Annotated in this window: 19 protein-coding genes and 2 tRNA genes; 18 read left to right on the top strand and 3 right to left on the bottom strand. The window is 72.4% G+C overall.

The features are described from left to right. Positions 1–57 precede the first annotated feature (57 nt). Both AC0680_RS15750 and AC0680_RS15745 read left to right on the top strand, forming a co-directional pair. Positions 58–711: an SCO2584 family spore wall biosynthesis protein gene (locus tag AC0680_RS15750; RefSeq protein ID WP_478628653.1), complete on the top strand. Its 654-nt coding sequence runs from the start codon at positions 58–60 to the stop codon at positions 709–711. Between the two features lie 107 nt (positions 712–818). Continuing rightward, entirely contained in the window at positions 819–1,943 is a 1,125-nt protein-coding gene (locus AC0680_RS15745; RefSeq protein ID WP_478628650.1) for an SCO2583 family membrane protein, read from the top strand. A 72-nt stretch (positions 1,944–2,015) separates the two neighbouring features. Here the strand turns inward: AC0680_RS15745 and AC0680_RS15740 are convergent, their stop codons facing one another. Beyond that, complete coding sequence (locus AC0680_RS15740; protein WP_478628648.1) at positions 2,016–3,110, bottom strand: M48 family metallopeptidase; 1,095 nt, start codon at positions 3,108–3,110, stop codon at positions 2,016–2,018. Positions 3,111–3,263: 153 nt separating this feature from the next. Here AC0680_RS15740 and AC0680_RS15735 point away from each other — a divergent pair, with 153 nt between their 5' ends. From AC0680_RS15735 to AC0680_RS15695, 9 genes are all read left to right on the top strand, one after another. Next, on the top strand, positions 3,264–3,413 hold the full coding sequence (locus tag AC0680_RS15735) for a hypothetical protein (protein WP_478628646.1): 150 nt from the start codon (positions 3,264–3,266) through the stop codon (positions 3,411–3,413). A 128-nt stretch (positions 3,414–3,541) separates the two neighbouring features. Then, the gene (locus tag AC0680_RS15730; RefSeq protein WP_384426823.1) at positions 3,542–3,703 is read left to right on the top strand and encodes a hypothetical protein; all 162 of its coding nucleotides are present in this window, start codon (positions 3,542–3,544) and stop codon (positions 3,701–3,703) included. A 53-nt stretch (positions 3,704–3,756) separates the two neighbouring features. Continuing rightward, a complete protein-coding gene (gene nadD, locus AC0680_RS15725) occupies positions 3,757–4,368 on the top strand; it encodes a nicotinate-nucleotide adenylyltransferase (protein WP_051006918.1) in 612 nt (203 codons plus the stop codon). A gap of 24 nt (positions 4,369–4,392) precedes the next feature. Beyond that, a complete protein-coding gene (locus tag AC0680_RS15720; RefSeq protein ID WP_478628644.1) occupies positions 4,393–6,177 on the top strand; it encodes an LCP family protein in 1,785 nt (594 codons plus the stop codon). A gap of 248 nt (positions 6,178–6,425) precedes the next feature. After that, the gene (rsfS, locus tag AC0680_RS15715) at positions 6,426–6,860 is read left to right on the top strand and encodes a ribosome silencing factor (protein ID WP_384489552.1); all 435 of its coding nucleotides are present in this window, start codon (positions 6,426–6,428) and stop codon (positions 6,858–6,860) included. Then, entirely contained in the window at positions 6,857–7,510 is a 654-nt protein-coding gene (locus AC0680_RS15710) for a histidine phosphatase family protein (RefSeq protein ID WP_478628921.1), read from the top strand. The genes rsfS and AC0680_RS15710 overlap by 4 nt, the downstream gene beginning before the upstream one ends. A gap of 113 nt (positions 7,511–7,623) precedes the next feature. Continuing rightward, positions 7,624–7,696 (top strand) — tRNA-Ala (locus AC0680_RS15705). A 148-nt stretch (positions 7,697–7,844) separates the two neighbouring features. Then, positions 7,845–8,093 carry a hypothetical protein gene (locus AC0680_RS15700; protein WP_478628641.1) on the top strand — a complete coding sequence of 83 codons (249 nt, stop codon included), beginning with the start codon at positions 7,845–7,847 and terminating at the stop codon, positions 8,091–8,093. Between the two features lie 3 nt (positions 8,094–8,096). Further along, positions 8,097–8,330 (top strand): hypothetical protein, encoded by a 234-nt coding sequence (locus AC0680_RS15695; protein ID WP_030413843.1) that lies wholly within the window; start codon positions 8,097–8,099, stop codon positions 8,328–8,330. Positions 8,331–8,410: 80 nt separating this feature from the next. Here AC0680_RS15695 and AC0680_RS15690 read toward each other — a convergent pair whose 3' ends face one another. Further along, positions 8,411–9,760 (bottom strand): glycosyltransferase 87 family protein, encoded by a 1,350-nt coding sequence (locus AC0680_RS15690; protein ID WP_478628638.1) that lies wholly within the window; start codon positions 9,758–9,760, stop codon positions 8,411–8,413. A gap of 205 nt (positions 9,761–9,965) precedes the next feature. Here AC0680_RS15690 and AC0680_RS15685 point away from each other — a divergent pair. The 7 genes from AC0680_RS15685 to AC0680_RS15655 all read left to right on the top strand — a co-directional run bounded on the left by AC0680_RS15685 (position 9,966) and on the right by AC0680_RS15655 (position 21,957). After that, positions 9,966–10,038 (top strand) — tRNA-Ala (locus AC0680_RS15685). A 371-nt stretch (positions 10,039–10,409) separates the two neighbouring features. Further along, a complete protein-coding gene (locus tag AC0680_RS15680) occupies positions 10,410–12,368 on the top strand; it encodes a S53 family peptidase (protein ID WP_478628635.1) in 1,959 nt (652 codons plus the stop codon). Positions 12,369–12,688: 320 nt separating this feature from the next. Beyond that, positions 12,689–15,577 (top strand): leucine--tRNA ligase, encoded by a 2,889-nt coding sequence (locus AC0680_RS15675; protein WP_478628632.1) that lies wholly within the window; start codon positions 12,689–12,691, stop codon positions 15,575–15,577. A 285-nt stretch (positions 15,578–15,862) separates the two neighbouring features. After that, entirely contained in the window at positions 15,863–16,702 is an 840-nt protein-coding gene (locus tag AC0680_RS15670; RefSeq protein ID WP_478628629.1) for a hypothetical protein, read from the top strand. A 187-nt stretch (positions 16,703–16,889) separates the two neighbouring features. Then, positions 16,890–17,735: a DegV family protein gene (locus AC0680_RS15665; RefSeq protein ID WP_478628626.1), complete on the top strand. Its 846-nt coding sequence runs from the start codon at positions 16,890–16,892 to the stop codon at positions 17,733–17,735. 389 nt (positions 17,736–18,124) lie between these two features. Beyond that, on the top strand, positions 18,125–18,859 hold the full coding sequence (locus tag AC0680_RS15660) for a ComEA family DNA-binding protein (protein ID WP_478628623.1): 735 nt from the start codon (positions 18,125–18,127) through the stop codon (positions 18,857–18,859). Between the two features lie 575 nt (positions 18,860–19,434). After that, positions 19,435–21,957 (top strand): ComEC/Rec2 family competence protein, encoded by a 2,523-nt coding sequence (locus tag AC0680_RS15655; RefSeq protein ID WP_478628620.1) that lies wholly within the window; start codon positions 19,435–19,437, stop codon positions 21,955–21,957. On the opposite strand, the gene AC0680_RS15650 is transcribed toward AC0680_RS15655, so the two are convergent. After that, positions 21,887–23,416, bottom strand: a complete 1,530-nt coding sequence (locus tag AC0680_RS15650; protein WP_478628617.1) for a substrate-binding domain-containing protein — start codon at positions 23,414–23,416, stop codon at positions 21,887–21,889. The genes AC0680_RS15655 and AC0680_RS15650 overlap by 71 nt on opposite strands. Positions 23,417–23,423 lie beyond the last annotated feature (7 nt).

Here is a 23,423-nt window from a genome sequence, read left to right as displayed (position 1 = left end):
GGGGGTTCGCCCTGCCGATCCCTGCCCAAAACGACGGCCCGGGGCTAACCTGGACGGGTGCCGGACGACGTGGGGGGCAAGCCGTTCCCGGACGGCGAAGAGCCCGACGAGCACCACCACGGGAGCCACGGAAGCGCGGACGAGGAGTTCGCTGCCGTGGTCTTCGACGAGGAGTTCGTCCGGTCCGCCCAGATCCACGAGCCCTCCGCGGTCGAGCGGATGCTGGCCGCCGCGGAGGCGCGCGCCGAGGCCGAGGCGGCCCGTTCGGGAGCCGGTTTCGGTCCCGACGGCGACGATCCGGGCGAGGCCGCGGCCCGCGGCCGCCGTGGGCGCCGAGGCCCGGGAGCCGACGACTACGACGCGTACGGCGACGAGTACGAGGACGACGGCGGCTACGCCGACCACCACCCCTACGGCCCCTACGGGGGGTCGCTGCGCCCCTACCGTGGCAGCACCCGCTGGCACCGCCCGGTCGCCTGGGTGCTGGCCGTCGTGATGGGCATCGGGCTCGTCGCCCTGGCCTTCAGCGCCGTCTACCGGGGCGCCTCCGGACGGAACCAGAGCCCGGCTCCGGCGCCCACGACCAGTGGGGTGGACCTCCCGGCCACGAGCGACGCGGACGGCGTCCGTACGGCGCGGCCCGGCCTGCCGTCGCTGCCGTCCGTGGGGCCGGCGCGCCCGTCGTTCTCGGCGGTGCCCAGGCCGCAGTGACGGCCGGACACCCTTCCCGCGATACGGGTCCCCGAAACGGAACCTTCCGCTGAAGTTGCCCGGCGCCCCGGCGTTTACCTTCGCCCCGGCAGACCTACCCTTGTTGTATGACCGGGCCTGGTGACCCTCCCGAAGGGACGCCCAACGGCGCCTCGGGAGGCGGTGAGGACGAATACCGATCCGTTGTCTTCGACGAATCGTTCGTGCGGGCTGCCCGACTGCAGGAGTTCTCGGCGGACGAGCGGCTGGGTGAGCATCATTCACCGGCCGTGAAGACCCGGCATGCCTGGATGCGGCTGGGCGGCTCGCGGCAGGCCATCCTGCTGGTGCTGCTGATCGTGCTCGCCTTCGGCACCGCCGTCTACATGGGCATCCGGCACCCGTACAAGACCCCGGAGCAGTCCCGGGTGCAGCCGCTGCGCTCCTCCGTCGTCCCGCTCGCGCCGAGCGGGGAGGTACCGGGCGCGACGCCCGAGGACCTCTTCGCGCACAGCCCCGCGGCCGACTACAAGATCGGCGCCGCGGGCGTGAACCTTCCCCCCGTCGCCCGCACCGAGCACTTCTCCGACGGCCAGATCATCTCGGCCCTGAGCATCGCCAAGGACTACATCGTCCAGTCGTCGCTGGACCCGGCCACCCTCACCGGCGGCTCCGTGCGACCGGTGCGGCTGCTGCTCGACACCGGGCAACTCGACCAGTTCGACCGGAGCCTGGCGCACCCCGACGACAACGGCCGCTACGCCGCGACCGGTTGGCTGGTCCGCTTCGACCCCGACGTCACCCGGCTCGCCGACCGGGACGTACGGGTCAACGGCACCCTCTCCGCCGCGGAGTTGAGCCCGGACGCGCTCGTCGTGACCGCCGACTACACCTTCGTCTATGCCGTGCGGCCCGCCCCCGGCGCGCCGCAGAAGCCGGCCGGAGCGGAGGTCGGCAAGGCCACCGCGGGCGCCGCCTCGCTGGTCACCGTACGGCGTGAGATGCACTTCCGGGTCGGGCGCGAGGATCTGGCCGACCACCGCCTGGAGCTGCTGCAGAGCAGTCTGCAGGCCGGGCCGCTGGCCTGTTCCTCGCAGCCGGCCGACGCGCTGCGCCCGCTGTTCGCGGGACAGCACGCCGGCCATGACCGGCCCGCGGGCACCGACCCCTACGCCAGGGACCGGGCCAACCCCTCGCTCTGCGGTGAGCTGGCGCCCGCCGCCCAGCCGAAGCCGAGCCATCCGATCCGCTAGCCGGTCCGCCCGGCGGACCGTCGGGCGTCCGGTCCGCCGGCGGACCCGCCGGCTCGTCCGCCGTCCGGTCCCTCAGGAGTCGTCCGAGCCGCCCGTGCCACCGGAGCCGTTCGCGCCGCCCGAGGTGCCGGGACGCTGGCCGCCGCGGAAGACCGTGTCCCGCAGCTTGCCGCCCAAATCGCCCGCACCGCCCGCGATATCGCGGACCAGGCCCATCAGCGGGTCCTTGCTGTTGCGCACCGAATCGGCGTAGTGCGCCGCGGAGTCCCGGAAGGAGTCGGAGACGGAGGTGTCCTTGTCCTCGTCCCGACGGGGGTAGTGGCCGTCCATGATCCGCTGGTAGTCGCGGCTGGCCGCCCACTTCTTGAGCTCGGCCGCCCGCACGGTCGTGAACGGGTGGCTGCGCGGCAGCAGGTTGAGGATCTTCAGCACGGAGTCGCGCAGATCGCCGCCGGACTCGTACTCGTCGGCCTGCTTGAGGAAGGCGTCCACATTCATCTCGTGCAGATGATTGCCGCCCGCCAGCTTCATCAGGCCGCGCATCGAGGCCTGCAGATCCTGTCCGACCAGCAGGCCGGCGCGGTCCGCGGACAGCTCCGACTTGCGGAACCACTCGCGCAGCGCCGTCACGATCGCCATGATCGCGACGTTGCCCAGCGGGATCCAGGCGACCTTCATCGCCAGATTCGTCAGGAACAGCAGGATCGTGCGGTAGACGGCGTGCCCGGACAGCGCGTGGCCGACCTCGTGGCCGATGACCGCCCGCATCTCCTCCTCGTCGAGCAGCTCGACCAGACCGGTCGTCACCACGATGATCGGCTCGTCGAGGCCGATGCACATGGCGTTGGGCTGCGGGTCCTGATTGACGTACATCGGCGGGACCTTCTCCAGGTCCAGGATGTAGCAGGCATCGCGCAGCATGTCGTTGAGGTGCGTGAACTGCTGGTCGCTGACCCGGACCGAGTCCGACAGGAACAGCAGCCGGAGGCTGCGCTCCGGCAGCAGGCCGCTGAGCGTCTTGAAGACGGTGTCGAACCCGCTCAGCTTGCGCAGCGCGACCAGCGCCGAACGGTCCGCCGGGTGCTCGTACGACCGGGAGGAGATTCCGGGGAATCGCCGCCGGTCCCGGCTCGGTACGTGCTCGCTGCCGCCTGGGCTCTCCGTCATTGGGGCCTCCCCCTGTTCGACTGCGTGTGTCTCAGACTAGAGGACGCCACTGACAACCGATTGGATGCTCGGGCGTACGCTGACGATCGCACCACTGACCGCACAGGCCCGGACAAACGACCCACGGGCCGGTACCCGAGGGAGCGCATCGTCATGCCGCATCCGAGCGTGCTGCTCGCCGCCGCCCAGGAGACCGCCCACGACGTCGGCCCCGGCTGGATCCTGCGCACCGTGATCATCGCCGGCGTGCTCGGCGCCGCCCTGCTCGCCTGGATCCTGCTGCGCGGTTACGGCCGGGACTGACCCCGCCCGTTCGCCCGGACCCCTTCGGAGGTGTCCGGGCGGAGTCGCCGTGAGCCTGCGGTGAGCCGCCGCTTACGATGTGGTGGAAGTCTCTGCCCGACCCCCAGCCCGGATTGGTCCTGCCGACGATGAGCCTGCACACCACCGCACAGTCCCTGGTCTCCCTCGCCGAAGGCGAGCACGCGGGTGGCGGTCACGCCAGCCTCAGCCCGTATCTGACCGGCGGCGGCGCCCTGTTTATCCTGCTCCTCCTGCTCTGGATCACCACCCGCTTCAACCGGGACCGCTGAGTCGACGGCACCCGGCCCCCGGCATCGCGCGCCGCCCAGTAGGGTCTGCACGCATGGGAGAGCACACAGGGCCCGTGAAGCGGCGACTCGGAGTGATGGGCGGGACGTTCGACCCGATCCATCACGGACACCTGGTCGCCGCCAGCGAGGTGGCCAGCCAGTTCCACCTCGACGAGGTCATCTTCGTGCCCACGGGGCAGCCGTGGCAGAAGAGCCACAAGACGGTGTCCCCGGCCGAGGACCGCTATCTGATGACGGTCATCGCGACCGCCTCGAACCCGCAGTTCTCCGTCAGCCGTATCGACATCGACCGCGGCGGCAAGACGTACACGATAGACACGCTGCGTGATCTGCGTGCCGAACACCGCGACGCGGATCTGTTCTTCATCACCGGCGCCGACGCGCTCAGCCAGATCCTCACCTGGCACGATGCCGCGGAGCTGGTCTCACTCGCCCACTTCATCGGGGTGACCAGGCCCGGCCACGTCCTCGCGGACCCCGGGCTGCCCGAGGGAGCGGTGTCCTTGGTCGAGGTGCCCGCGCTGGCCATCTCCTCGACCGACTGCCGGGCGCGCGTGGCCCAGGGGGATCCGGTCTGGTATCTGGTGCCGGACGGTGTGGTGCGCTACATCGACAAAAAACAGCTGTACCGCAACGACCGCTGACGGGGCTGACGGAAAGGGGCACCGGTGAGCGACCGACCAGATCCGTACGGGCCGCAGGACCCGTATGCCCATGACCCGTATGCCCGCGACCAGCAGGGGCAGCCGGGCTACACCTACGACGCCTACGGGCAGCCGGTCTACCGCGACGCCGCACAGCCGTCGTACGAGCAGCACTACGACGCGTACGGGCAGCAGCAGCCCGCCCCGCCGGCCTACGAGGGCTACGACCCCTACGGTGCGCAACAAGGGCACCAGGGCCAGCAGTCCTACCAGGAGCAGCCGGGCCACGCGGCCCAGCCGGAGTACGGCTACGACCCGTACGACGGCCGGCAGGTGCAGGCCCAGCCCGGCTACCCCCAGCAGTACGACCCGTACGGCCGGCCGCAGCAGCAACAGTCGCAGGAGTGGATCCCGCAGCAGTCCCAGCCCTCGCCCTACGAGCAGCTCTCCCACGACGAGCCGCCGCGGCCGCCCGCCCAGCGCCGCGCCCCGTCGCCGGACCGCGAGGAGCCGGCCGCGGCGGGCGGATCCCAGGGCGGGTCCCCGGCCGGCCCGGAGTACCACACCGAGCAGTTCTCCTTCATCGAGGAGCCGGACGAGGACTCCGAAGACGTCATCGACTGGCTGAAGTTCACCGAGAGCCGCACCGAGCGGCGCGAGGAGGCCAAGCGGCGCGGACGCAGCCGGCTCGTCGCGCTGTCCGTCGTGCTGGCCCTGCTGCTCGCCGGCGGCGCCGGCTATCTGTGGTGGGCGGGCAAGCTGCCGGGCCTGTCCGGCCCGGACACCGGCAAGGCGGCCGCGGCCGGCGGCCAGAAGCGCGACGTGCTCGTGGTCCATCTGCGGGACACCACGTCCGGCAGGAGCTCCACGGCCCTGCTCGTCGACAACGAGACCACCCACAAGGGCACCACCGTCCTGCTGCCCAACAGCCTCGTCGTCCCCAAGGACGACGGCAGCGCCACGACGCTCGGCAAGTCCGTCAAGGACGACGGCTCCGAGCCGACCCGGGAGTCCCTCAACAGCCTCCTGGGCGCCGACCTGAAGGCCACCTGGCGGCTGGACACCCCGTACCTGGAGAACCTCGTCGAGACGGTCGGCGGGATCACCCTCGACACCGACACCACCGTTCCCGGCGCCAAGAAGGGCGCCTCCCCGGTGGTCAAGCAGGGCAGCGCCCGGGACCTCAACGGCCAGGCGGCCGTCGCCTACGCCACCTACCAGGCGCCGGGCGAGACCCAGGTCAAGCAGCTCCAGCGGTTCGGGCAGGTCGTGCAGGCGACCTTGAAGAAGGTCTCCAGCGACGCCGACGGGGCCACCGCCACCGTCAAGGCGCTGCTGCAGGTGCTCGACCCGCCGCTGACCGAGGCCCAGCTGGGCAGTTCGCTGGCGCAGCGGGCGGAGCTGGCCAAGACCGGCGCGTACCGAACGACCCTGCTGCCCGTACAGGCGAACGGCACGCTCAGCCCGGCCACCGCGGCGAACGTGGTCAAGGACGTGCTCGGCGGCACGGTCAAGAAGACCGCCCCCGACGCGACCGCCCGGGTGGGGGTCCGCAACGCCACCGGCGCCAAGGCGGCCACGGGCAAGGCGCAGGTCGCCCTGCTCAACGGCGGCTACGGCTTCGTCGACGACGGCACCGACGGTGTGGCCAGGGCCACCTCCCAGGTCGCCTACGCGGACGCCGCCCAGAAGGCGAAGGCCACGGAGGTCGCCAAGACGCTGGGGCTGCCGGCGAGCGCGGTCAAGCAGGGCAAGGTCGCCTCGAACGTCGACATCGCCGTGGTGCTGGGGCGGGACTACAAGGGCTGACGAGCGGGACGCCCGGCCCCCGCAGCGGGGCCGGGCACCTCCTACCACGGCTCTGACCTGCCAGAACAGCGAATCCGGTCGACGGGTTCGAAAACTCTGGCGGGGGTGTCGGCGGTCCGTGAGACCCTTGAGGGGTACCTGACCGCTGATCCGGTTGCCATGGGGACTGCGGCCCGCGCCGTGGCTCAGCCGAGCGCCCCGCTTCCCTGCCCGGCCGGAGACGCCGCCCTCGACCCGGAAAGCCGCTTGTGACCGCCACGGACCGTTCCATCGAGCTCATCAACGCCGCCGCCCAGGCAGCCGCCGACAAGCTCGCGCACGACATCATCGCCTACGACGTCAGTGACGTCCTCTCGATCACCGACGCCTTCCTGCTGGCCTCGGCACCCAGCGACCGCCAGGTCAAGTCGATCGTCGACGAGATCGAGGAGCGCCTGAGCAAGGAGCTCGGCGCCAAGCCGGTCCGCCGCGAGGGCGACCGCGAGGCCCGCTGGGTGCTGCTCGACTACGTCGACATCGTCGTGCACATCCAGCACAGCGAGGAGCGCGTGTTCTACGCGCTCGAGCGGCTGTGGAAGGACTGCCCCGAGATCGACCTTCCCGAGGAGGCCAAGGCCACCCGGGGCAAGGCCGCCGCGCACGCCGAGGCCACGGCCGGCCAGCAGGACGGAGAGCTGCTCTGAACGGCACGAAGAGGCCGCCGGGCCGCCGCATCGTCCTGTGGCGCCACGGCCAGACCGCCTGGAATCTGGAGCGCCGCTTCCAGGGCTCGACGGACATCGAGCTGACCGAGGCGGGCCGTGCCCAGGCGCGGCGCGCGGCCCGGCTGCTCGCGGCGCTCGGGCCGGACGCCATCATCGCCTCCGACCTCCAGCGGGCGGCGGCCACGGCGGACGAGCTGGCCGCCCTGACCCGCCTCGAGGTGACGCACGACGCCGCCCTCCGGGAGACCTACGCGGGCGCCTGGCAGGGCCTGACGCACGACGAGATCCTCGCGCAGTACGGCGAGCAGTACACCGCCTGGAAGCGCGGTGAGCCGGTGCGGCGCGGCGGCGGCGAACTGGAGACCGAGGTCGCCGACCGGGCCGCCCCCGTCGTGCTCAACCACGCCGGGAAGCTGCCCGAGAACGGCACCCTGGTCGTCGTCAGCCACGGCGGCACGATCCGCACCACCATCGGGCGCCTGCTCGGCCTGGACGCCCACCACTGGGAGGGTCTGGGCGGTCTGTCGAACTGCTGCTGGTCCGTGCTGGGTGAGGGCGCGCGCGGCTGGCGCCTGTTGGAGCACAACGCCGGCACCCTGCCGGAACCGGTGCTCGGCGACGACGACTGAGCCCCGCGGAGCGGCCCCGGCCGACCGGATTTCACATCTGGGCAGGTCGCAGGCTAAAGTTCTTCTTGTTCGCGGCGCCGCCGGGGGAAACCCGGAGGAGCGGAACAAGACCCGGGGCTATAGCTCAGTTGGTAGAGCGCCTGCATGGCATGCAGGAGGTCAGGAGTTCAATTCTCCTTAGCTCCACAACCCGGATGATCCCGTCTCCCTCAGGAGGCGGGATCTTCGCGTTGTACGGGCGGCCGCCGGCGCGGGCGTGACGTGAAGTCGGGCCTGACCCGGTCGGCGGTCCGTGGCAGAATCGGACGGCGCCGGCAGGGGAGGAGAGATCGCGATGCCCACGAGCATCCTCGAGGAGGTCAACGACCTGCTCGAAGTCGCCGAGGCACAGGGCTACGACTGGCTGCCGGAATACGCGCTCCGCTTCACCTGCCCCGTTGACGGTCCGGCGTCCGTGTGCGGCCCGAGAGCCGGTTGCGCCCTGCAGTGCCCTTCGTGCGGCTCGTCCCATGTGGCGCAGGTGCTGGGCGACAACGGAGGCATTTCCTTCGTCTGTACGGCCTGCGGCCACAGTTGGAGCTGATGGATGGGCGCCCACAGCAGGAAATGTGACTGGTGCGGCAGCGGTACGCCGATCGTCCGCGACATGGAACCCGTCAACACCGACTACCAGTACTGGTGCGAGGAATGCGCCCGTGCCCTGGTCATAAAGGGCGATCCGATCGAGACGTACCGGGAGCTCGACGGGGAGCCGATCTACGGGCGGCTGCTGGACGAGCACTGCACGCTGAAACGGTTCTATTCGTTCGCGACGGCCTGAGCGCGGCCGCGTCCGCCGATCGCGACGGGCCCCGGCTCAATTCCCGGGCACCGCAGGGCGGTTCACCGGCGACGAGCGGTTCAGATCCCGTCGTCGGCGGTCTCGGCCGGTCCGGCCCCGCCGCGGAGCCGCGTCCGCCCGCCGGACCGCCGCCACAGCCGCGCACCGGTGAGCGCCAGCACGGCCAGCCCGGCGATCGGATAGACACCGGAGAGCAGCATCTGGACGCCGTTTTGGTGCAGTTCCTGGTGGTGGTTCCAGCGGTGTGGCACCCACCACAGAGCGAACGAGCCGAACAGCAGGCCCAGCGCGATCGCCGCCGTCCACCAGCGGCGGGCGGCGGTGCCCGTACGGCGCAGCGCCTCGGAGCCGCACAGGATCAGCGTCGGTACGCACCACACCCAGTGGTGGGACCAGGAGATCGGACTGACCAGGAGGGCGGTGGCCGCGCAGGCCGCGGCCGCCCAGGCGCGCTCCCCGCGCACCAGTGACCCGGCCGCCAGCGCCAGGCCCAGGAGCGCGGTCAGGCCCGCGAGAACGATCCAGGCGGCGCCGGGGTCGTGGGTGTGCAGCAGCCGGGCGAGGGCGCCGCGCAGCGACTGGTTCGCGGTGATCTCCACCTCGCCGACCCGGTCGGCGGCGAAGACGATCTCGGTCCAGAAGCGGTGCGCGTCGCGCGGCAGGGCCAGGGCCGACAGGACGGCGGTGGCGAGGAAGGTGGCGGTGGCCACGGCGGCCTGCCGCAGCCAGGGGTTCCAGGCGGCGCGGACCCCCGCGCCGGAGCGCACCAGCCGGGCGGCCCGCAGGGCGCCGGCCAGCGCGAGGGCCACCGCGAACAGCGCAGGCGTCAGCTTGATGCCGGCCGCGATGCCGATGCCGACGCCCGCGAGCCGGTTGGTGTCCTTACGGGTCAGGTCCCACAGGACCAGCGCGGCGAGCAGCAGGTTGATCTGCCCGTAGCGCAGCGTCGTCCACACCGGCTCGCACCACACCAGCAGCGCGGAGACGGCCAGGGTCGCGGCGGGCGCAGGGAGGCGCCGGGGCCGGCCGGCCAGGCGCAACGAGAGGTGGACGACGGCGACGAGCAGCAGGAGGTTGCCGGCGGTGGCGAGGGTGCGCATCTCCGGGACGCCGAGGAGCGTGAGCGGGGTGAACAGCAGCGCCGCGAAGGGCGGGTAGGTGTTGGGCAGCCGAGCCGAGGTCGCCACCATGTCGTAGAGGGACCCGCCGGCGCGGACGGTGTCCCCCTCGGCGCGGTAGACCATCAGGTCGATCATCGTCACGTGCGCGAGGCGCTGTGCGATCCAGAAGGCGGTGAACGAGACCAGGCAGGCGAGGGCCGCCACGAGGGTCGGGTGCCGGCGTATGAAGCCCCTGTCGGTGGCCGGGCCGCCGGGGTCGGTGGACTGTTCCAGCTCCAGCGCGGTCACGGCGTACGGCTCCCCCAGGACGAATCGGGCACGTAGTGCCGACAGTACCGCGCGTCCCGCCGAGGGGCCCGCGAGGTCGCTGCGGACCGAAGGGCCTCGTCCAAGGGGTGGCGGCCGGGTGACGGGTAGGCGATTTGGCAGAAGGCGGGGAGGTCCGTGTAATGTAGGCGATGCCGCAGCGGGGAACCGGGCGGAGACAAGACCTGGGGCTATAGCTCAGTTGGTAGAGCGCCTGCATGGCATGCAGGAGGTCAGGAGTTCAATTCTCCTTAGCTCCACAAATACAGAGCAGGCCGTCCATCGCGGACGGCCTGCTCTGTTGTGCGTATCGGATGGCGGTGCCGTCCTGCCGGGGGGCCGGTTGCCGGGGCCCGCCTTGGCAAAGCCCGTTGGGGGCGACGCTGATATCCGGTCACCGCCCCGCCCTTCGCGGTGAGTTGAGCATGGGTTTCCGCACCTCTTCCTGACCGGTCCTTGCCGTTCCTTGGGCGCTTCTTGGTGATCGCATGCCCCTGACATGAACGGTTCACCGAAAGAGTGGCGAACCGCGTGAGCGTCACATCCCGCGCATTCACCGCTCGTGAGGTGCCGCACCGCCGCACCGGCGCAGTCACCCCACGGCGCACCGCATCGCCACACAGGGGGTTACATGAGATCGACCCGCACCAGATCGCCGCGTGCCCGCGCCCGTCTGGCCTGGGCGGCGGCGCTGCCGCTGGTCGCCGGCACGCTCGCGCTCGGTGCGCCCGCCGCCGACGCCGCGGGCCACGACGACGGCCGGCACGCGCTGCAGGGCACCAAGCCCCTGTGGGCCACCCGGCAGGCCGACCAGGGCGCCACCGCCGCCGCCACGGCCGTCAGCGCCCGCGTCTACCTGGCCGGCCGCGACGCCAAGGGCCTCGCGGACTACGCCAGGGCCGTGTCCGACCCGCACTCCGCCGCGTACGGGAAGTATCTGAGCCCCGCCCAGGTGCGCGCCCGCTACGCCGCGACGCACGACCAGATAGCCAAGGTGACCGACTGGCTGGAAGGGTCCGGCCTGAAGGTCACCGGCACCACCAACCGCTACCTGGCGGTCAAGGGCGACGCGGCCGCCGCCGAGCGCGCCTTCGCCACCGACCTGCACAACTACCGCAAGGCCGGGCACACTTACCACGCGCCGTCCACCACGGCCTCCGCGCCCGCCTCGCTGGCCGGCGCGGTGCTGACCGTCACCGGCCTGGACAACGCGCCCAAGCTCGCCAAGCACCGCTCCGGCGAACTGCCTCCGCCGGAGGGCGTCTTCCGCAACTCGGGGCCGTTCTCCTCGTACTACGGCTCCAGGACCGCCAAGAAGCTGCCGCCCGCCTACGGGAGCAGGGCGCCGTACGCGATCAAGGGCTACACGGGCAAGCAGCTGCGCGCCGCCTACGGGGCGAAGAAGTGGACCGGCAAGGGCGTCACCGTCGCGATCACCGACGCGTACGCCTCGCCGACCATCACCCAGGACGCGGCCCGGTACGCCGCCCGCAACGGCGACCCCCGTTACCGCAGCGGCCAGATCTCCCAGGTGCTGCCCAAGGACTACACGCACATCGAGGAGTGCGGCGCGGCCGGCTGGTACGGAGAGGAGACCCTCGACGTCGAGGCCGTGCACGCCGTCGCCCCCGACTCCGACATCGTCTACGTCGGCGGCGCGTCCTGCATGGACGACGATCTGCTCGACTCGCTCGGCAAGATCGTCGACGGGCACCTCGCGGACATCGTCTCCAACTCCTGGGGCGACATCGAGGCGAACGAGACCCCGGACGTGGCCGCCGCCTACGACCAGATCTTCCAGCAGGGCGCCGTACAGGGCATCGGCTTCTACTTCTCCTCCGGTGACAACGGTGACGAGGTCGCCAACACCGGCACCAAACAGGTCGACACCCCCGCGAACTCGGCATGGGTGACCGCGGTCGGCGGCACCTCCCTGGCCGTCGGCAAGCACGACGCCTACCAGTGGGAGACCGGCTGGGGCACCCAGAAGGCGGTCCTGTCCAAGGACGGCAGTAGTTGGGCCGGCTTCCCCGGCACCTTCAACGGAGGCGCCGGCGGCGGCACCAGCAAGACCGTCCCGCAGCCCTTCTACCAGCGCGGAGTCGTCCCGGACGCGCTCTCGAACGTGGCCCTCAAGGGCGCCATGCGCACCGTGCCGGACATCGCGGCGGTCGCCGACCCCAACACCGGGTTCCTGGTCGGCCAGACCCAGACCCTGCCGGACGGCTCGCTCGGCTACGACGAGTACCGCATCGGCGGCACCTCCCTGGCCGCGCCGGTGATCGCGGGCGTCCAGGCGCTGGCACAGCAGGCCCGGCACGGCGTCGCCATCGGCTTCGCCAACCCCGCCATCTACCAGCGCTACGGCACCGCCGCCTACCACGACGTCACCGACCACCCGCTGGGTGCCGGCCGGGACCTGGCCGTGGTCCGGGTGGACTACGTCAACGGCACCGACGACGCCAAGGGCACCACGACCTCGCTGCGCAGCCTGGGCAAGGACAGCTCCCTGCACGCGGGCGTCGGCTACGACGACGTCACCGGCGTGGGCAGCCCGGGCGCCGGCTATGTGACCTCCTACCGCCCCTGATGGCCACCGGGGCACGGCACCGCCTCCCCGCACCGCCCGTGCCCCGGTGGAGCGGCGGCAGGAGCGAGGGGTAACGGGGGACGGGGCCCGTGTGGGGGTAATCCTCAGCGCGGGCCCCGTACGCCCTGCGGTACCCTGACGCCATGCGTGCCGTACGCCTTCTGCTTAGCGGGCCGCGCTGATCAGTACCGACGGATGACAGATCCCGTCGGAATCGGCGCGGCTTCCCCTCCTGTGCGAGGGGTCTTTTTGTTTCCGGCGGGTGCCGGGGACGAGGCGCGTTTCCGCAGGCAGAGACGATCGATGGAGCTTTGAGGACGATGAGCGAGACGACCAACGCTGCCGAGGTGGCAGCGCCGCACCGCTATACGGCCGCGCTGGCCGCCGACATCGAGGCGCACTGGCAGGACTTCTGGGAGGCGGAGGGGACCTACGCGGCCCCGAACCCGAAGGGCGACCTGGCCGGCGACCCCACCGCGGTGGCCCGCCCCAAGAAGTTCATCATGGACATGTTTCCCTACCCGTCGGGCGCCGGCCTGCACGTGGGCCACCCCCTGGGCTTCATCGCCACCGACGTGTACGCCCGCTACCAGCGGATGACGGGCCACAACGTCCTGCACACCCTGGGCTTCGACGCCTTCGGCCTGCCCGCCGAGCAGTACGCCGTCCAGACCGGCACGCACCCGCGGGTCTCCACCGAGGCCAACATCGTGAACATGCGGCGCCAGCTGCGCCGGCTGGGCCTGGGCCACGACCCGCGCCGCTCGATCGAGACGATCGACCCGGCGTACTACAAGTGGACCCAGTGGATCTTCCTGCAGATCTTCAACTCCTGGTACGACCCGGAGGCGGACGCTGCCCGCCCGATCGACACCCTGGTCGCCCAGTTCGAGGCCGGCACCCGCCCGACCCCCGACGGCCGCCCCTGGGCCGGTCTGAGCCCCATCGAGCGCGCCAACATCCTGGGTGAGTACCGCCTGGCGTACGCCTCGGACGCGCCGGTCAACTGGTGCCCCGGTCTGGGCACGGTGCTGGCCAACGAGGAGGTCACCGCCGAGGGCCGCTCCGAGCGCGGCAACTACCCCGTCTTCAAGGCCAAGCTGCGCCAGTGGAACATGCGCATCACCGCCTACGCCGACCGGCTGCTGAGGGACCTGGACCAGCTGGACTGGCCGGAGGCCATCAAGCTGCAGCAGCGCAACTGGATCGGCCGCTCGGAGGGCGCCCGGGTCGACTTCCCGGTGGGCGACGAGAAGATCACCGTCTTCACCACCCGTCAGGACACCCTGTTCGGCGCGACGTACATGGTGCTGGCCCCCGAGCACCCGCTGATCGCGGGCGCCGACAACGGGGCCGGCTCCATCGTTCCGGACGCCTGGCCCGAGGGCACCCACGACGTGTGGACCGGCGGCCACGCGACCCCGGCCGAGGCCGTCGCCGCGTACCGCAAGCAGGCCGCGTCCAAGTCGGACGTCGAGCGGCAGGCCGAGGCCAAGGACAAGACCGGCGTCTTCACCGGCGTCTACGCCACCAACCCGGTCAGCGGCGAGCAGGTCCCGGTCTTCATCGCCGACTACGTCCTGATGGGCTACGGCACCGGCGCGATCATGGCCGTCCCCGCGCACGACACCCGCGACTTCGCCTTCGCCCGCGCCTTCGAGCTGCCGATGCGCTGTGTCGTCGAGCCGTCGGACGGCCGCGGCACCGACCCGTCCACCTGGGACGACGCCTTCGCCTCGTACGACGCGAAGATCATCAACTCGTCCGGCGGCACGATCTCGCTGGACGGCCTGGGCGTCACCGAGGCCAAGGCGAAGATCACCGAGTGGCTGGCCGCCCAGGGCATCGGCGAGGGCACCGTCAACTTCCGGCTGCGCGACTGGCTGTTCAGCCGGCAGCGCTACTGGGGCGAGCCGTTCCCGATCGTCTACGACGAGGACGGCGTGGCGCACGCGCTGCCCGAGTCGATGCTGCCGCTGGAGCTGCCCGAGGTCGAGGACTACTCGCCCCGCACCTTCGACGCCGACGACGCCGACACCCAGCCGGAGACCCCGCTGTCCCGCAACGAGGACTGGGTCAACGTCGAGCTGGACCTGGGCGACGGCGTCAAGCGCTACCGCCGCGAGACCAACACCATGCCCAACTGGGCGGGTTCGTGCTGGTACGAGATGCGCTACCTGGACCCGAGCAACCCCGACAAGCTGGTCGACCCGGACGTCGAGCAGTACTGGATGGGGCCGCGCGAGGGCCAGCCGCACGGCGGCGTCGACCTGTACGTGGGCGGCGCCGAGCACGCCGTGCTGCACCTGCTGTACGCCCGCTTCTGGTCCAAGGTCCTGTTCGACCTGGGGCACGTCTCGTCCGCCGAGCCGTTCCACAAGCTGTACAACCAGGGCATGATCCAGGCCTACGTCTACCGGGACGCCCGCGGAATCGCCGTCCCCGCGGCGGAGGTCGAGGAGCACGAGGGCGGCGTCTTCTACTACGAGGGCGGCAAGGTCTCCCGGCTGCTGGGCAAGATGGGCAAGTCCCTGAAGAACGCCGTCACCCCGGACGAGATCTGCGCCGAGTACGGCGCGGACACCCTGCGCCTGTACGAGATGGCGATGGGCCCGCTGGACGTCTCGCGCCCGTGGGACACCCGCGCCGTCGTCGGCCAGTACCGCCTGCTGCAGCGCCTGTGGCGCAACGTCGTGGACGAGGCCGGCGGCGAGGTGACCGTCGTCGACACCGAGCCCGACGAGGCCACCCTGCGTGCCCTGCACAAGGCCATCGACGGCGTCACCCAGGACATGGCGAACCTGCGTTTCAACACCGCCATCGCCAAGGTGACCGAGCTGAACAACCACCTGACCAAGACGGGCGGCCCGATCCCCCGCACGGTCGCGGAGCAGCTGGTCCTGCTGGTCGCCCCGCTGGCCCCGCACATCGCCGAGGAGCTGTGGCGCAAGCTGGGCCACACCACCACCGTCGTGCACGCGGACTTCCCGGTCGCCGACCCGGCGTACGTCGTGGACGAGACCGTGACCTGCGTCGTCCAGATCAAGGGCAAGGTCAAGGCCCGTCTGGAGGTCGCTCCCTCGATCTCCGAGGCGGAGCTGGAGGCGACGGCGCTGGCCGAGCCGGCGGTGGTCGCGGCGCTGAACGGCGCGGGAATCCGGAAGGTGATCGTCCGGGCGCCCAAGCTGGTGAACATCGTCCCTGCGTAGTCGCCGGTCGCCGCGGGTGCCCGGACGGACCGGTTCCGGGCACCTGGGGCGGCAGTGCCGGTGGCCGGGCCGGGGTGTGTCGGGCGGCTTGAGCTCGGGACTTCGGAGGGTGCTCCGGCGGGCGCCGGCGCCGGTCCGGTGCGGGCTCCAGGCAGGACATAGGTGGTTTCCCCTACGGGCAGGTTGGGGGTTCGTCAGGAACCCGCAGCCTGCCCGAGCCGTTTACGGTGGAGATACAGGGCGCGGGCGAGGACCGGCGCCGCCGACCATGTCTGGGGAGAGCCCATGGAAGCCGTTGCCGCCATCCTCGGACTGCTCTTCGTGCTGTTCGTGCTGGCCGGGGTGTGGGTGACCGTCAAGGCGGTGAAGGCGGCCAAGCGCGGCGTGGACCGCACGGTCGCCCAGGCCCGCAGGAGCGTCGAGGACACCGCCCTCCGCGCCCGGCAGCTCGCCCAGCCCGGCGTCGTCGGCGAACTGGCGCAGCTGCGGATCTCCCTGCGCACGTCCATGCGCGCCACCCAGGACGTGCTGTACGGCGGCGCCCCGGAAGACGCCTCCCTCAGCGAGGCGATCGGCCTCTTCGAACGGCTGAGCGCCCATGGTCATGAGCTGGACGCCGACCTCAAGCGCCTGGAGCGGGAGCCCGACCGGGCCACCATCGCCGCCCGCCTCCCGGAGCTGCGGGAGCGCACGGAGCGGATCACACACTCCGCGGAGTCGCTGCGCTGGGCGGCCCGCGACCGCGCCCGCAAGTTCGCCGACGACGACCTCGCCGCGTTGAGCGACCAGATCGACGTGGAGTCGGGCGCGCTGCGGCACTGGACCCGGGACGAGCCGGTCACGGATCCGCTGCGGGAGCCGGTGCAGGAGCGGCGAGGACAGCAGCGCGGTCCCGGCGCCGCGGGCCGGCCGGGGGCGGGTGGTCCCGCGCGGCCGGCGGCGCGCACCGCAGACGGCCCGTCGGACGCGGGCGCCCGGCCGGGCCCGGACTCGGACACGACCGACGCCGGGTACCCCTGGGGCCCGTCCCCCGAGACCCCGCAGGCGATCACCGCCCGTGACCCCCACACCCAGCAGACCTACCCCTGGCAGAAGGCTCCGCGAACGGAGGGTACGACGACGTGAACGCGTAGGAGGAGCGGTGAGGGGTGGGTGGGGGCGGGGTGGGGCCCCCGGGAGAGGCGATGACAAACGCCGAGGGTGATGACAACGTCGCCCGGTGGGCACTTGGCAGAGCCTTGGTGAAACCTGGAAGATCTTGGGGAGGGGCCCGCACTGTGCGGCGTCCGCATCCCCGGATAATCTCCCAGTCATGTCCCGCCATGTCGCGATCGTCACCGATTCCACGGCCTACTTGCCGCGGGCGGCGGTCGAGCGCCACCGCATCACGGCCGTGCCGCTGACCGTCGTCCTGGGGGACCGGGCCTTGGAAGAAGGCACCGAGATCTCCGCGAGATCCGTCGCCCAGGCGCTGCAGAAGCGCCGCCCCGTGACGACCTCCCGCCCCAGCCCCGCCGTGTTCGCGGAGACCTACCGGAAGGTGGCGGCGGCCGGCGCCGGCGCCATCGTCTCGCTGCACCTCTCCTCGGAGTTCTCCGGCACCTACGACGCGGCGGTGATGGCGGCCCAGGACGCACCGGTACCCGTACACGTCGTGGACACCGGAATGGTCGCGATGGCTCTCGGGTTCTGTGCCCTCGCCGCTGCGGAGAGCGCGGAGGCCGGCGGGGACGTGGACGAAGCGGTCGCCGCCGCGGAGAAGCGCGCGGCGGGCACCTCCGCCTACTTCTACGTCGACACCCTGGACTATCTGCGGCGCGGCGGCCGCATCGGTGCGGCCCAGGCCCTGCTCGGCTCCGCACTCGCCGTCAAACCGCTGCTCCAACTGGCCGACGGGCGGATCGAGCTGCTGGAGAAGGTCCGTACGGCCTCCAAGGCCATCGCACGGTTGGAGGAGATCGCGGCGGAGCGCGCGGGCGAGGGTCAGGTCGACATCGCGGTCCACCATCTCGCCGCGGCGGAGCGCGCGGACGCCCTGGCCCAGCGGCTCCGGGAGCGGGTGCCGGGCCTGAACGAGCTGCATGTGAGCGAGGTCGGTGCGGTGATCGGCGCGCACACGGGGCCGGGGCTGCTGGGGGCCGTGGTCTCGCCGCGCTGAGAAGGGACTGCCGGGTGCCTTGTGGGTGACACGGTTATCCACAACTCGCGTGCTGTCCACCGAATCTGAGGTGCCTCGGCGAGATCTGCGCGAGGTGCTTAGCGTCGGTCGGTATGAACTCGTTTCGATCCGCCCAGTCGGCTTCCTCGGCCCCTCCCCTCTCCTCGTCAGGTCCTTCCTCCTCCCCGGCGGCCTCACCGGCGCCCGCTGCGTCGTACGGCCCGCCGGGCCCATCCGTTACGACGGGGCCGCGGGAGTGGGAGCGGGAGCGCGTACGGGCCCGTGTCGCCGCGGTCTTCGGCGACGCGGGCGCGGCCGTGCCGGCGGGACCCACGCCTCCCGGGCACGATCCACCCGGCCGACGCCGTCGGGAGCGGGTCTGGCTCGCGGTGCGTGAACGACTGCCCCTGTGGGTGCAGTTACGCTGCGGCACCGACCCCAAGGCGCTTACCGCGCTGGTTCTGGTGCTCGTGGTCGCGGTGGGCTTCGCCGTCCAGCATTTCTGGGCCGGGCGCCCCGAGCCGGTACGCGCCCCGGCGGTCGAGGGGGCGCCCGGCGTGCCCGGCCCGGGGGCCGGCACGCGCTCGTCCTCCCTGCCGCCACCGCCCTCCTCACCGTCCTCCGCCGCGATGGCGAGTGGCCCGCCGGGCGGTGGGGGCCGGCAGTTGGTCGTCGACGTCACCGGCAAGGTCCGGCACCCCGGAATCCATCGGATGCCGCCGGGGTCCCGGGTGATCGACGCGCTGTCGGCGGCGGGTGGTGTGCTGCACGGGGCGAGCACCCGTGGGCTGAACCGGGCGCGGTTGCTGACCGACGGCGAACAGATCGTCGTCGGTGTGACCGGGGCGGGGGCCGGCGGTGGCGGCCCCGGAGCGGCGGGGCCCGGTGCGGCATCGGGTGCCGGGGCCGGAGCCGGGTTCGGCGGGCCGAGCGGGCCGGTGAGCCTCAGCACGGCGACCGAGCAGCAGCTCGACGCACTGCCAGGAGTGGGGCCCGTCCTGGCCCGTCACATCGTCGAGTTCCGTACCCAGCATGGTGGGTTCACCTCGGTGGACCAGCTCCGCCAGGTGACCGGTATCGGAGAGCGCCGCTTCGCCGACCTGCGCCCGCTGGTGGAGCCGTGACCAGCCCGCGGCCCCCGGTGCACGCCATGGCGGCCTCCGTGCGCGGCGCCTCGGACCCTCATCAGGACGGCCCGGCCGATCTGCGCCTGGTCGCGCCCGCGCTGGCGGCCTGGGCGGCTGCGGCGATCGCCCTGGGCGCGCCCGGTGCTTCGGTGGCCGTGGCCGGCGGTGCGGCCGTCCTTCTCGCAGCGGTCGCGTTTCGGGTGGCCGTGGTCCGGCGCCGGACGGAGCGGGGGCCTGGGGCTGGTGGCCTGCTGGAAGCCGTGACTCCGGAACTTGGGACGCCAGACCCAGAGGCATCACATCCTGAGGCGGGAGCCCTTGAGTCACCAGACTTTGAGGCGCGAACCCCTGAGCCACCAGACTTTGAGGCGCCGGCACCTGAGCCACCAGCTCTTGAAGCGTCGGCCGCTGAGCCATCAACCCCCGAAGCACCAGCCCCCGGTGGGTCAGCTTCTGAGGCGCTGAGGGACGGGTCGGGACGTGAGGAACCGCCGCGCGACGGGGCACGGCCACGGCCACGGCCCGGCGCCGGCCCGCGCGAAACGCAGCCGCGCCGCCCCCGACCTCCGCATATGTGGTCCGCGGGTGCCTTCGTGGCGCTGGCCGCGGTGCTGCTGTGTGCCGCCGCGGGTGCGGCGTCCGCGGCGCTGCATGCAGCGGATGTCCGGCGTGGACCGCTGCCGGCCTTGGCGGGGCGGTACGCGTGGGTCACCGCGGAGCTGGAGGTGACCGGCGACCCCCGGCTGACCAGGCCCCGGGTACGCGGATCCCAACGGACGCCCCCGGCAGTGGTGTTCACCGCCGACGCGGTCCGCGTCACCGCGCCGAGCGGCGAGGTCACGGCCGTCCGCACGCCGACCCTGGTGGTCGTGCAGCCCCGCGGCGGCGACCACGAGGGCGGCCGACGCGACGGGGCGGAGCACCACCTGAGCGGCGCCGCCGTGCGGAATGCCGCCGACGCCCGCCCGACGGCTTCCGACGCCGCGGGCGCGCCGGGGACGGCTCAGCGAACCCAGGGGCGCCATGGGCTGACCTCGGCATGGCGCGGGTTGCTGCCGTCGACCCGTGTCCGGGTCGTGGCCCGTGCCGTACCGCCGCTGTCGTCGAACGACCGCCTGGCCGCCGTCCTGCGGGTCGCCGCGGACGCGCCGCCGGTCGAAGTCCGCGCTCCCAGTACCCTTCAGCGACTGGCGGGAAGCCTGCGCGCGGGGCTCCGGGACGCCACCAACGGTCTGCGTCCTGATGCCCGCGCGCTGTTGCCCGGTCTTGTCGTGGGCGACACCTCGCGCGTGCCGCCGGACCTGGACGACGCCTTCCGCGCGACCGACCTGACGCATCTGCTGGCCGTCTCCGGCAGCAATCTGACGATCGTGCTCGCCCTGCTGATCGGCCCGCCGCATCTGGCCACGCGTGCCGAGCGGCGTGGGCTGGCGCCGCTCCTTGGCCTGTCGCTCCGCGGGACGGCCGTCATCGGCGGGGCCCTCGCGCTCGCCTTCGTCGTCGTGTGCCGCCCGGACCCGAGTGTGCTGCGGGCCGCCGCCTGCGGCCTGATCACGCTGCTGGCGATCGGCACCGGCCGCCGCCGCTCGCTGCTGCCCGCACTCGCCGCCGCGGTGCTCCTGCTGGTCCTCTACGACCCCTGGCTCGCCCGAAGTTACGGCTTCCTGCTCTCCGTCCTGGCCACCGGCGCGCTGCTGCTGCTCGCGCCACGCTGGAGCGCGGCTCTGCAGCGGCGCCGGGTACCGCCCCGGCTGGCCGAGGTGATCGCCGCCGCGGCCGCCGCCCAAGCCGTCTGCGCCCCCGTCGTCGCCGTGCTCGCGGCCCGTGTGGGCCTGGTCGCCGTGCCCTGCAATCTGCTGGCCGAACTGGCCGTGGCCCCTGCCACGGTCCTTGGTTTCGCCGCCCTCGCCGCCGCCCCGGTTGCGCCGCCGGTCGCCCAGGCGCTGGCGTGGTGCGCGGGGTGGCCGGCCGAGTGGATCGCCGGTGTGGCCCGCACGGGGGCGGCGTTGCCGGGAGCCGAGTTCGGCTGGGCCGGTGGCTGGGTGGGCGGGCTGGTGCTCGCGGTCGTCATCGCGGTTCTGGTGGCGGTCGGCCGCCGGACGCTGCGCCGCCCCTGGATGTGCGTGCTGTGTGCGCTGGCCGTGATCCTGGCGGTCTGCCGGCCCGCCCCGCTGACCCGCGTCATCACGGGCTGGCCACCACCCGGGTGGCGTGCCGTGGTCTGCGACGTGGGGCAGGGGGACGGACTGGTGCTGGCAGCGGGGGAGGGCACGGCGCTGGTGGTGGACACCGGTCCCGAGCCGCGCGCCATCGACCGCTGCCTCACCGACCTGGGAATCCGCCGCATCCCGCTCCTCGTCCTCACCCACTTCCACGCCGATCACGTGGACGGGCTCCCCGGCGCGCTCCGCGGCCGGTCGGTCGGCGCCATCGAGACCACGACGTTTCAACAGCCACCGGGACAGGCCCAATTCGTACGCGGCACGGCTGCGGCCGCAGGCATCCCGGTCGTCCCCGCCGCACCGGGGGAGCGGCGTCGGCTGGGCCCCCTCACCTGGGAAGTCCTCTGGCCTCCCGCTCCGCCGGCCGCACCGGGGCCCGGCGGCCCCCTTGCCACCGGCAGCCGCGACAGCGCCGACAGCCCCAACGACTCCAGCGTCACCCTCCTCGTCCGCACGGGAGGAATGACCCTGCTGTTGCTCGGCGATCTCGAACCGCCCGCTCAGCAGGCGTTGCTGGCGGCCCACCCCGAGCTGGGGGCCGTCGACGTCCTGAAGGTGGCGCACCACGGCTCCGCCTATCAGGACCCGCCGCTGATACACCGGCTGGCGCCGCGCCTGGCGCTGATCTCCTGCGGGGCCGGCAATCCGTACGGGCATCCGGCGTACCGGACCATCGCGGCGCTGCGCGCCCAGGGCGCCCGGGTGCTGCGCACGGACACCGACGGTGCGATCGCGGTCCTGGGCGGTCCGGCCGGTCTCGCGGCAACGGTCGCCGGCCGCGGGCCTCCCGCCGGCCGTCCCCTCACGGCCGGCATACGGCGACCGGCAGGCTCTGCCGGTCGGCGCAGGGCACGTGCTTGTACATCCGCATGATGTTCTTCGCCGTGTCGGAGTCCATGAAGGCCAGGAACTTCGCGGTCAGCGAGCCGTCTTCGGGCCGCCCGTAGGTGTAGAGGTACTCCACCGTCCAGAAGGGGTAGTCGCGTTGCCGTCCCCACTCGATGTCCGGTTCGTTCCCGTTCAGCCGCACGCTGACCACGTGCTGCCGCTGCGCCGCCGCGTAGACCTCCGCGTAACCGATCGCCCCCGGCACCCGGTCGACCGCGTCCAGCAGGCTCTTGGTGCTGTTCACCTCGCAGCGCGTCAGGCGCGCTCGTGCGTCGCGGTCCTTGTCGCCGCAGTCGTAGGACGACACCACGCCCGGCTCCGAGCGATGCAGAACGGACGTCTCGAAGGCCCGGCGGGTGCCCGACCCGGCGTCCCGGCTGACGAGGCGGATCGGCAGGTCGTGCCCGTTCAGCTGCTTCCAGTTGGTGTAGGTCCCGTCGTATATCTTCCGCACCTGGGCGGAGGTGAGGCCGTCGACGCCGGCCTTGTCGTTGGCCACGAGGCTGAGCACGATGACGCCCACCGGGTCGCCCGCCAGCCGTCGGTAGAGGGACGGCGCCGGCACGTCCGACACGGCGATGAAACCGGGGCCCTCGGTGGACGCGGGCCGGGCCTCCCGGCTGAGGATGCCCAGGCCGGACAGGCTGCCGCTCTCCAGGACCGTGACCTCTGCGTCCGCACACCGGGCCCGATACTGCCGGGCGATCTCCCGCATCGGCGGGGCGAACGCGGTGGACCCGTCGATGGTCAGCCGCCCGGCGGCGCATTCGCCGGGCACCGGCGTCGCCCGGCCGCTGAGCAGCAGCCCGCCGAGCAGCCCCAGCAGGACGATGAAGGTGCCACCCAGCACGAGGCTGAGCTTGCGCGGCCCCCAGCGCTGGGCGTTGCGCCGGATCCGTCCGCCGCTGATGAACCCGCCGACGGTCACGGCCCCGGCCGCGCTGTCGGCGCGTCCACTCTCGGGGTCCTGGTCCGCATCGGACCCCGTGAGGAGCACCAACACTTTGAAGTGGTTCCGCTTGTTCAGCGGCACTTTGGGAATGAACAGCCGGCCGCCGTCGTGCCGCAGCCCACCGCCGTTGCGGGTCAGCATGCGCACCAGGTCCGTCGGGTTGGCGTCCGGCACCTCGGCACCGATGACGGTGCGTCCGGCGAACTCGACGGTCAGCGCCTCCTGATAGTCCTGCCGGACGATGTCCTTGCCGCCGTCGTTCTCGAACCGCAGCAGTGCCAGCGTCGCGTCGCTGATCTCCTGATCCTGCCGCAGCAGCCGCAACTGCACGAGGCTGTGCGCGTCTTGGGGGTTCATGCCGATCGCGGTGTCCATCTGGACCCGATAGCCGATCCGCTTACGGCCCGGCAGAAACCGCTCCACGGCCCACACCACGGCCGTCGCCACGAGCCCGGCCGCGGTGAGGATCGTCTCGGTGTCCGGCAGAGCCACGGCAACC

The sequence above is a fragment of the Streptomyces sp. NPDC043738 genome (genome assembly GCF_056436545.1).
The sequence above is the reverse complement of the archived record's forward strand: the minus strand, read 5'-3'. Positions and strand labels throughout refer to the sequence as shown.